Origin of the sequence: Paenibacillus terrae, assembly GCF_005217525.1 — a bacterium.
Classification (GTDB): Bacteria; Bacillota; Bacilli; order Paenibacillales; family Paenibacillaceae; genus Paenibacillus; species Paenibacillus terrae_C.
The window spans coordinates 528,392-536,721 of sequence record NZ_PNXQ01000005.1 but is presented as its reverse complement, the minus strand read 5'-3'; the positions used below and the strand labels follow the sequence as shown (position 1 = coordinate 536,721).

The following is an 8,330-nucleotide window of genomic DNA, read 5'->3' as shown; positions in this document are numbered from 1 at the left end:
AGACTCTGTCGCCTAGTTTAATGGGACCTATATTCTGTTTCAAGTCGGAATTTCATACTGAAATTTTGGAAGATACAATTCGTCTCTCCCTCTTGTGTTCATAATTAAAATTTGGGACAATGAAAGAAGCGTTTAAATAGCGAAGACTGCTTAAACATGCTATGATGCAATGATGGCTGAGACGAATTTTAACGTTTTGAAAAGAGGATCGAACATGAAAAAAGAATCCATTTATGGATTAACACTAGATCAGTTGACAGCATGGCTCATCGAGCGTGGACATAAGAAATCCCGGGCGTTGCAGGTATGGGACGCACTTTATCGGAAACGGATTACTGATTTTGCCGCAATGACGGAGGTTCATGAGAACTGTACCCGCCTGTTGGCAGAGCATTTTCCAATTGAAACACTGGAAGAGCATGTGAAGCAACAGTCAGCGGATGGGACGGTCAAATTCTTGTTCCGTCTTCAGGATGGGAATCTGATAGAGACGGTATTGATGCGGCACAAGTTTGGGCTATCGGTATGTGTGACAACGCAGGTGGGCTGTAACATCGGGTGCAGCTTTTGCGCGAGCGGGCTGTTGAAGAAGAGCCGTGACCTGTCTAGCGGTGAAATTGTCGAGCAGATTATGAAGGTGCAGTTGTATCTGGATCAGGAACGTCCGGGCGACCAGGTCAGTCACGTCGTAGTGATGGGGATTGGCGAGCCGTTTGATAACTTTGTGAACCTGTCCGACTTTATCCGGGTCATTAAGGATCACAAAGGGCTGGCGATTGGTCCGCGTCATATTACAGTGTCCACGAGCGGACTTGCCGATAAAATTATTGAATTTGCTGATTCCGATCTGCATGTCAATTTGGCGATTTCCCTCCATGCGCCGAATAATGAGACTCGCACCCGCATCATGAAGATTAATCGGGCGATTCCGATTGAGAAGCTGATGCAGGCGATTGATTACTATCTGGATAAAACAAATCGTAGGATTACGCTGGAGTATATTTTGCTGAAGGATGTTAATGATACCAAAGAACATGCGCTAGAGTTGGCTGAGTTGGTAGGCCACCGTCGCAATTTGGCAAATGTAAACCTGATTCCATACAATCCGGTGGATGAGCATAGCCAATACCAGCGGAGTGAGTCGGAGTCGATTACGGGCTTCTATGATGTTCTGAAAAAACAAGGCATTAGCTGTAGTGTTCGGCTGGAGCATGGAGTCGACATTGACGCGGCTTGCGGACAGTTGCGCAGCAAGCAAATCCGCAAGGATGCAAAAGGTAGTCGCAATCCGGAACGCGAAGCGATTAGTTAATACAGAAGCGTACTCTTTAACAGGAGTACGCTTTTTTATGCCTGGATTCTTGAGGAGAAGGAAAAGCACTCATACCTAACTTAGTCTATAAATGTGAAAATAGTCACGTAATCATGGCTGTTTTTACGTTATAGTGAGTGGTTAGTGGAGGGGTTATATGGCTAACGTAATTTCGAATGTGGCGCTCGTTCCGGGCATTTATGTGATGAAAATAGAGGGAACCTTTAAAGGGGAAATGGGCCAGTTTTACATGCTGCGCAGCGGAACTGGTTACCCTTTGCTACCTAGACCTATCAGCATTTACGATATCGGGGATGAGGACATTTCCTTTTTATATCGAGTTGTTGGAGAAGGGACAAGCCTGTTTTCCCAGTTGCAGCCGGGGCAGGAGATTCAGTTGGATGGGCCTTTCGGCAACGGTTTTCCTCAGGTAGAAGGCAGCTTGGCGTTAGTTGGCGGTGGTATGGGCACGGCCCCCTTGCTGCTGGCTGCAAAGCATTATCCGCATGCACATGTTTATTTGGGATTTGCACAGCAAGCCTTTGGGGTGGATGCTTTTGAAGCTGCGGCAGCATCTGTGCAGGTTCGTGTAGGGGGAAGCATCGTCGAAAAGGTCGATCCGGCTCGCTATGTGAATATGTTTTCCTGCGGGCCAACTCCAATGCTACAAGCGCTTGCGGAGAAGACAGAAGGCTCGTCGTCCCGTTTATATATTTCAACAGAAAGACATATGGCCTGTGGTATTGGCGCATGTTTGGGCTGCACCATGCATACCCGTGGAGGTAATAAGAGGGTGTGTAAGGAAGGGCCTGTATTCCCGGTAGAGGAGGTGGATTTTGATGATCTCCATGGCGTGTAATATTGCGGGCGTGCCGTTCAAGAATCCGATCATCATGGCATCTGGTACATTTGGCTTTGGACGTGAGTATGCGGAATTTTACTCTCCAGAACTGTTGGGGGGCATCGTCGGCAAGGGATTAACCCTTCATCCGAAGGCTGGTAATACCGGATCACGCATACATGAAACAGCTTCCGGTATGCTCAATAGTGTAGGACTGGAAAATCCGGGTGTCGCGGCCTTTTTGAAGGATGAGCTGGATGATATGACGCGCTGGAACACGGCTGTAATTGCTAACGTGGGTGGCTCCAATCTGGAGGAGTATGTTCAGGCCGTAGCCATGATTACGGAAAATGCGCAAAAACGGCGCACAATGAACCGCAGAGGCGTCGATATGCTGGAACTGAACATTTCCTGTCCCAATGTTAAGCAGGGTGGAATGCAATTCGGCATCCAGACGGAGGTGGCGCGGGACGTAGTACGGCAGGTGCGCAATGTAACGGCGCTTCCGCTGGTCGTGAAGCTGTCCCCAAATGCAGAGAATATTACGCAGATGGCGGTCATGTGCGAGGAAGAAGGCGCAGACGGCGTCTCGCTGATCAATACATTTTCTGCGATGAAAATTGATATACGTCGGCGCCGGAGTGTCTTCGCCAACACGTATGCAGGTCTTTCCGGTCCCGCAATCAAGCCGATTGCCTTGCGCATGGTTCATCAGGTGGCGCAGGCGGTATCCATTCCGGTAATCGGGATGGGGGGCATCAGCTCGGTGGAGGATATTATCGAATTTACGATGGCAGGAGCGGCTGCGATTCAGGTGGGAACGTACAATTTTGTCCACTTGCAAGCAGGAGCCGAACTGGTCTACGGTCTTGAACAATGGATGCAGCGGGAAAAGGTGCAGTCGTTGGATGAGATACGGGGAATCTTGTGAATTTCGTACCCCATTGTATAAACTTAAGCATACAAAACCGGCTTGTCTTCTAAGGCAAGCCGGTTTTGTATTTTTATTGTACCGAAACAGCCAAGCTCAACTAGTGGTTAATATCGCATTTGTTCAAGATGAACGAAATTTGGTTTTCCAGCCGATGAATGGCTTCCTTGGAAGCTTGGTCGTTAACATCTTGTTCCTGAAGCGCAGCGAGTTCCTGTTTGAGCTGATGAAGATCCTGCCCTGCATTGGCGCAGTTGTAATTACTCTCGAGATTGTCAATCATCCGATGTCCTCCATTTGGTTAGGTATACGTCCTTATTATGGAGAATTAATTCTTCCTTATTCAGCATATTGTTTTATTTCAGATAGAGGCTATAATATAAGGAATTAATTCCAACTTAATCAGTGGGTTAAATAGAGGAAACAAGCAGGAGGAACCTATGAATCCGATACAGCATATACTGGGTGAATTTCCGCTGATCGTGCTAGATGGAGCAATGGCTACGGAACTGGAGCGTCACGGGCATGATCTGAACGACAGCTTATGGTCGGCTAAAATACTTCATGAGCACCCGGAGTCTATCAAGCGTGTGCATAGAGACTATTTCGAAGCGGGGGCAGACTGCGCGATCACCGCGAGCTATCAGGCTACCGTTGAAGGCTACGTCAAACGGGGTTTAAGCGAAAATGAAGCGCTGGAGTTGATTCAGTCCTCGGTACGGATTGCCGTACAGGCACGGGATGAATTTTGGGCAGACATGACGGCTGGTGCAAAACAACAGCAGCAGCGTCCCAAACCGCTGGTCGCGGCCTCCGTCGGCCCCTACGGGGCGTTTTTGGCGGATGGTTCAGAATATCGCGGTGATTATACGCTGAGCGAGGAACAGCTTGTGAAGTTCCACAGACCGCGTATGAAAGCACTGATCGAGGCGGGCGCGGACATTTTGGCCTGTGAAACCATACCATGTCTGGTCGAAGCCAAGGCCATCGCGCGATTGCTAAAGGAATTTCCCGGCACCTATGCCTGGATCAGCTTTAGTGCAAAGGATGGGCAGCACATCAGCAATGGAGAGTCTGCCGCTGCGTGCGCCGAATGGCTGGATGAACATGAGCAAGTGGCTGCTGTGGGCATTAATTGTACTTTGCCGCAATACATTCCATCGCTCATCCACGAAATACGCAGTCATACAGATAAGCCCGTGGTGGTGTATCCCAATCTGGGGGAGGAATATGACCCGGTTACCAAGACATGGCACGGTACGAGCTGTACCGGGACGTTCGGGCAGAGTGCTCGCCAATGGTATGAAGCAGGAGCCCGTCTGATTGGTGGCTGTTGCCGGACTCAGCCTGAGGATATCCAAGGGATTGTAGCATGGTCGAGAGACGCATAAGCAGGGCTGAGCGAAGGATGAAGAAGGTAATCCATAAGGGACGTCCTTCGACTGTCCTGTAAAAGTAAACAGGCTGAACCAAGTGGCTCTCCAGCAATGGAGGGGGTTGGTTCAGCCTGTTTTTATAATGACGACTGGGTCTTCGCATCAGGTGTGACGTACAACAGCAGGATAAGACCCCACTGGGTACGATGTGCTCCATGATCTCCGGTTAACTGTCTGACAGCCGTTCCAGCAACGCATCCCCGTTCTGACTTACCCGAATGTAGGCATAATGAGCGTTCTGTTCAACATTACGCCCGGCGCCCTCAGGGATGAAATAATTCTCAATACCGTACTGAATACGTGAACCATTCCATTTTCCATTTAGAATAACCTCATGATTGGCAAGCTTGTCACCATCCTGATACAGTCGATCAACGGTGTATACTCCTTGGCTACTCGGAACAAGCACGACTTTAACCTTGCCCTGATTCCAATTGTCCTGCGAAAAAGGGGTAGAGATATCGTAATTCAGCATGACATAATCGCCTTGTAACAGAGAGCGAGGGTCTACAGGGGCTAGTTTGAGCTTGATGGAAGTGCCTGTGGCAAGCAGAGTTTCACTTCTCACGGTCTGATAGCCGATCACACCGAGCTGTAGCACGATGACTACAGCGATCAGCAGCGGGCTTAAGCGCATGAAGCTAAAGCTGCGGTGGTCGGCCTCAAACGCTGTCTTGCCGCTATGGGCCATCCGCCGATCCGCCCACCACGTAGTTCCGAGTGCAATGATACCCAGCAGCGCCAGCGTAAAGGACTTATACAGTAGCGTCCACAACAAATCATAGTATTTGAAGCCAATAAAAATAAACCAGAACGCTACGCTTGTGAAGACCTCCGATTTTTGTTTTAGTCGGATGAAGGCAAAGACCATACCTGTAACGATAACGAAATAAAGAATGTTAATCAGCACATAAGAGTGTGGAATGACATCCTCGAAAAAGGTCGCCCACAACATAAACAGCAGGCTGAAAAATAAGGAGCTATCCCGAAGGTATTTCCGCGATGCCGTCTTGGGTATAAAATAACTTGCTGCATACAGCACAGCATTGACCAAGAAAAGAGTGAGGATAATGTACTCAAAGGACCAGTTCCAAGAATCCCACTCCTGAAACTGCTGAAATAGAATGGTCGCCAAATTCAGGTTTACAATGGTATAGGTGAAAAAGAGTTGCCTTTTCCCTTTGGAACGAAACCATCCTACAATAGAAACGATCAAAAACAGTACCGAAAGCAACGTCTGATCTGACCAGAGAATGGCTACCCAGCCTGTAATATAGCTGATCGTCAGCAAGGTATAACGTATGACAGAATCCAGCTTGGAGTCGGGAATAACAATCATCGAAACCATAAGCAGCAAAGAGACACCCAACAGTACATATTCGGTGTGATTTACATTCGTGCTAATGCTAATCAATCCGATCAGGGATATACTTCCGATCAGCACTCCGACTACCTTGATCATGCGGGAAACGGTTTTGCTGATCCATTCACTGCTACGTTCCTCGGGAACGGTTGTCTCAGTCTTTGATGTACTGATGCCCGTTGTCTCCGTATCGGATTTTGCGATATCCCCTTTATTCTCGTTGGATATTTCCCCAGCTTCCGGCGGTGTTTTCCCCAAACGATTCAAATAACGGAAAAACCATACATTACCCGTCAACAGCAGGGCCACAAAAATCAACCCAAAGACAAAGAACAGCGATGAAGAGTACGCTTCCGCCAGCTCGATAAATTTAAAGACAGCAAAAGCGGAGGTCGCCAATGCATTCAAGGTGAGCAGCGTTTTACTTAGTCGCACCTTGGTAAACACATAAAATGCAATAGCGATTACAGCGATACATGGTATGTTCATAACGAGACCATATTCATCCAATGCAAAAGAGTTAGTCATCGTCAGCATGGCAATATGGAAAACGATAAAGCTCATATATTTTAGCGGTCTAGAATTTGGGCGATGGAGTAATGTCAATAGAAACAACACCAGATTGACCAGTGCGAACACTCCGGCAATGGACAGTGACTCCAGTTCGCTATAAGACGTACTTTGCATCGTAGGGTAAAAATAAAGCCACAAACCGAGATGAATTAATACATAGGACAGTATATAAAAAGGATTGTAGCGTGTAATCCAGCTTAACAGCAGAGCCGGAACCGACCAAATCAAGAACAATCCGTAACTGTCCGCGTGGGAATTGTATATTTGACCAAGCAACGCCACGGAAACGCCAAAGGCTATACAGCCAGCTACCAGAAATATATTCGACAGAAAGGCTGGCTGACCGGGAATAGAGCGTATACGTGCAAATACAAAGGACAAGCCATAGAACAGAACGATAAGCGCAGCAGCCAGCACAATTTTGACCGTCCGATCCAGTCCACCCCAATTGGAGGCGAAAAAATAAATAATCGCGGCCAGTACCAGTGAGATGCCCAGCAGATAGCCCGTACGTATCGCATTGAATCGCAGCATTCGTTTCACGTACCTTTCCTGTTGGTTTGATGCCTATTATAGCGTTGAAAGGTCTGAGAACCAAGCAGGAATTAGGATCAGGTCATAAAAAAGGAGAGCTACCGTACACGGTTGTTCTCCTGTAGCGCTGCTGAACCCCATGCAAGTATATCCATGCTATTATCCAAGTGGTGTTTATCCGTACACTTCCATATCTCGCTACATGCTAAGCGTTGGCAGTGCGAAATTTTTGCCGGGCTTGATGCCGGAACCGATGCTCACGCGGCGGAATCCCGGCTGTTTTCTTAAATGCCTTGGAAAAGGTGGACATATCCGTGTAGCCGATGGACTGGGCAATGATCGACAAATTGTAAGTCGTTTGCTCCAGCAATCTTTTGGCCTCATCGATTTTGAGGTTTTGCAAATACTTGGCGGGGGAAATCAGGAAGGTGGAATGGAATTTGCGTGAAAAATGCGCGCGATCCACGCCTACATGCTCGGCAATCTGTTCAATCGTAATGCGGTCACAATAGTGCATATCAATATAATCTTTCCCCTGTTGTAGCCAATAGTCAGAGCATACATAGTTGCGCAGCGTGTCCGATGTGTTGCGGGACAGCTCCTCGAAAATCTGGTGCAGTGTAATCAGACGCGAGAGATCGCGGTCACGTCTGCTGTTGTCATTTACAATGGAAAACAAATTCGAGATGAGTCCAGTGACTTCCTCGCTTACTGCGTTGGCCAAAAAAGGCGTACAGGGCTTAATCCCGATTCGCTCCAGCAGTGAAAGGGATTGGGGTCCCTCAAAACCAATCCATACCTTTTGCAACGGGTTATCCTGTTCCGTGTAATATTCATGTGCAAGATGCGGGAAGAAGCAGAACAGGTCGGACTTTTGCACATGATATTTCTTTTGCTTATAAATAAACTCAGCCTGACCATCAAGCACAAAAATCAAATAGAAATATGGCACAGCCTTGGGGCCGACATGACAACTGGTCTTGGAAATATCCATACCGAGCCTGACTGGCCATATTGCGCTGGATTTTTCCAATTCAGTAGCTGTGAAATAATGATCTTCCACAATGTCGAAGTGATCTTCGTTCTTTACTCTTTTCACAATAATGTCACCTCTCCTTTGGTGGAGATAAGGGGGTTTTGATTTTATTGTATATAAAGGAATGGATAATTACAAGTTAATTCATTGGAATTTAGGGTTATAAAATCAAAACTTCTGCATAACCCACTGATGGAGGACGCTGTCCTTGAACCAGTTGACGGATTGGGCTATACGGGAGACATAAAGTGTAATTCCGGTAGGTATAACAAAAGCTCCATGGCTGGTTTGAGACAAGCCGTGG

General features: G+C 47.5%; 7 protein-coding genes. 4 read left to right on the top strand and 3 right to left on the bottom strand.

Translation table 11 applies throughout. The features are described 5' to 3' along the window. Window positions 1–214: 214 nt before the first annotated feature. The 3 genes from rlmN to C1I60_RS05605 all read left to right on the top strand — a co-directional run bounded on the left by rlmN (window position 215) and on the right by C1I60_RS05605 (window position 3,084). Complete coding sequence (gene rlmN, locus C1I60_RS05615) at window positions 215–1,312, top strand: dual-specificity RNA methyltransferase RlmN (RefSeq protein WP_137060846.1); 1,098 nt, start codon at window positions 215–217, stop codon at window positions 1,310–1,312. Window positions 1,313–1,469: 157 nt separating this feature from the next. Beyond that, window positions 1,470–2,171, top strand: a complete 702-nt coding sequence (locus C1I60_RS05610) for a dihydroorotate dehydrogenase electron transfer subunit (RefSeq protein WP_137060845.1) — start codon at window positions 1,470–1,472, stop codon at window positions 2,169–2,171. Then, the gene (locus C1I60_RS05605) at window positions 2,152–3,084 is read left to right on the top strand and encodes a dihydroorotate dehydrogenase (protein ID WP_137060844.1); all 933 of its coding nucleotides are present in this window, start codon (window positions 2,152–2,154) and stop codon (window positions 3,082–3,084) included. The genes C1I60_RS05610 and C1I60_RS05605 overlap by 20 nt, the downstream gene beginning before the upstream one ends. Before the next feature lie 100 nt (window positions 3,085–3,184). Here C1I60_RS05605 and C1I60_RS05600 read toward each other — a convergent pair whose 3' ends face one another. After that, complete coding sequence (locus C1I60_RS05600; protein WP_137060843.1) at window positions 3,185–3,367, bottom strand: DUF2524 domain-containing protein; 183 nt, start codon at window positions 3,365–3,367, stop codon at window positions 3,185–3,187. A 157-nt stretch (window positions 3,368–3,524) separates the two neighbouring features. On the opposite strand from C1I60_RS05600, the gene mmuM reads away from it, so the two are divergent. After that, on the top strand, window positions 3,525–4,475 hold the full coding sequence (mmuM, locus tag C1I60_RS05595) for a homocysteine S-methyltransferase (protein WP_137060842.1): 951 nt from the start codon (window positions 3,525–3,527) through the stop codon (window positions 4,473–4,475). A gap of 211 nt (window positions 4,476–4,686) precedes the next feature. On the opposite strand, the gene C1I60_RS05590 is transcribed toward mmuM, so the two are convergent. Next, the gene (locus C1I60_RS05590; RefSeq protein WP_170970753.1) at window positions 4,687–6,990 is read right to left on the bottom strand and encodes a GDYXXLXY domain-containing protein; all 2,304 of its coding nucleotides are present in this window, start codon (window positions 6,988–6,990) and stop codon (window positions 4,687–4,689) included. Between the two features lie 205 nt (window positions 6,991–7,195). Beyond that, on the bottom strand, window positions 7,196–8,092 hold the full coding sequence (locus C1I60_RS05585) for a helix-turn-helix domain-containing protein (RefSeq protein ID WP_137060840.1): 897 nt from the start codon (window positions 8,090–8,092) through the stop codon (window positions 7,196–7,198). Window positions 8,093–8,330: the final 238 nt, after the last annotated feature.

Bases quoted from the DNA above. Each gene is read 5' to 3' on its own strand.
- rlmN (WP_137060846.1), top strand. From the start codon at position 215: ATGAAAAAAGAATCCATTTATGGATTAACACTAGATCAGTTGACAGCA.
- C1I60_RS05610 (WP_137060845.1), top strand. From the start codon at position 1,470: ATGGCTAACGTAATTTCGAATGTGGCGCTCGTTCCGGGCATTTATGTG.
- C1I60_RS05605 (WP_137060844.1), top strand. From the start codon at position 2,152: ATGATCTCCATGGCGTGTAATATTGCGGGCGTGCCGTTCAAGAATCCG.
- C1I60_RS05600 (WP_137060843.1), bottom strand. From the start codon at position 3,367: ATGATTGACAATCTCGAGAGTAATTACAACTGCGCCAATGCAGGGCAG.
- mmuM (WP_137060842.1), top strand. From the start codon at position 3,525: ATGAATCCGATACAGCATATACTGGGTGAATTTCCGCTGATCGTGCTA.
- C1I60_RS05590 (WP_170970753.1), bottom strand. From the start codon at position 6,990: ATGCTGCGATTCAATGCGATACGTACGGGCTATCTGCTGGGCATCTCA.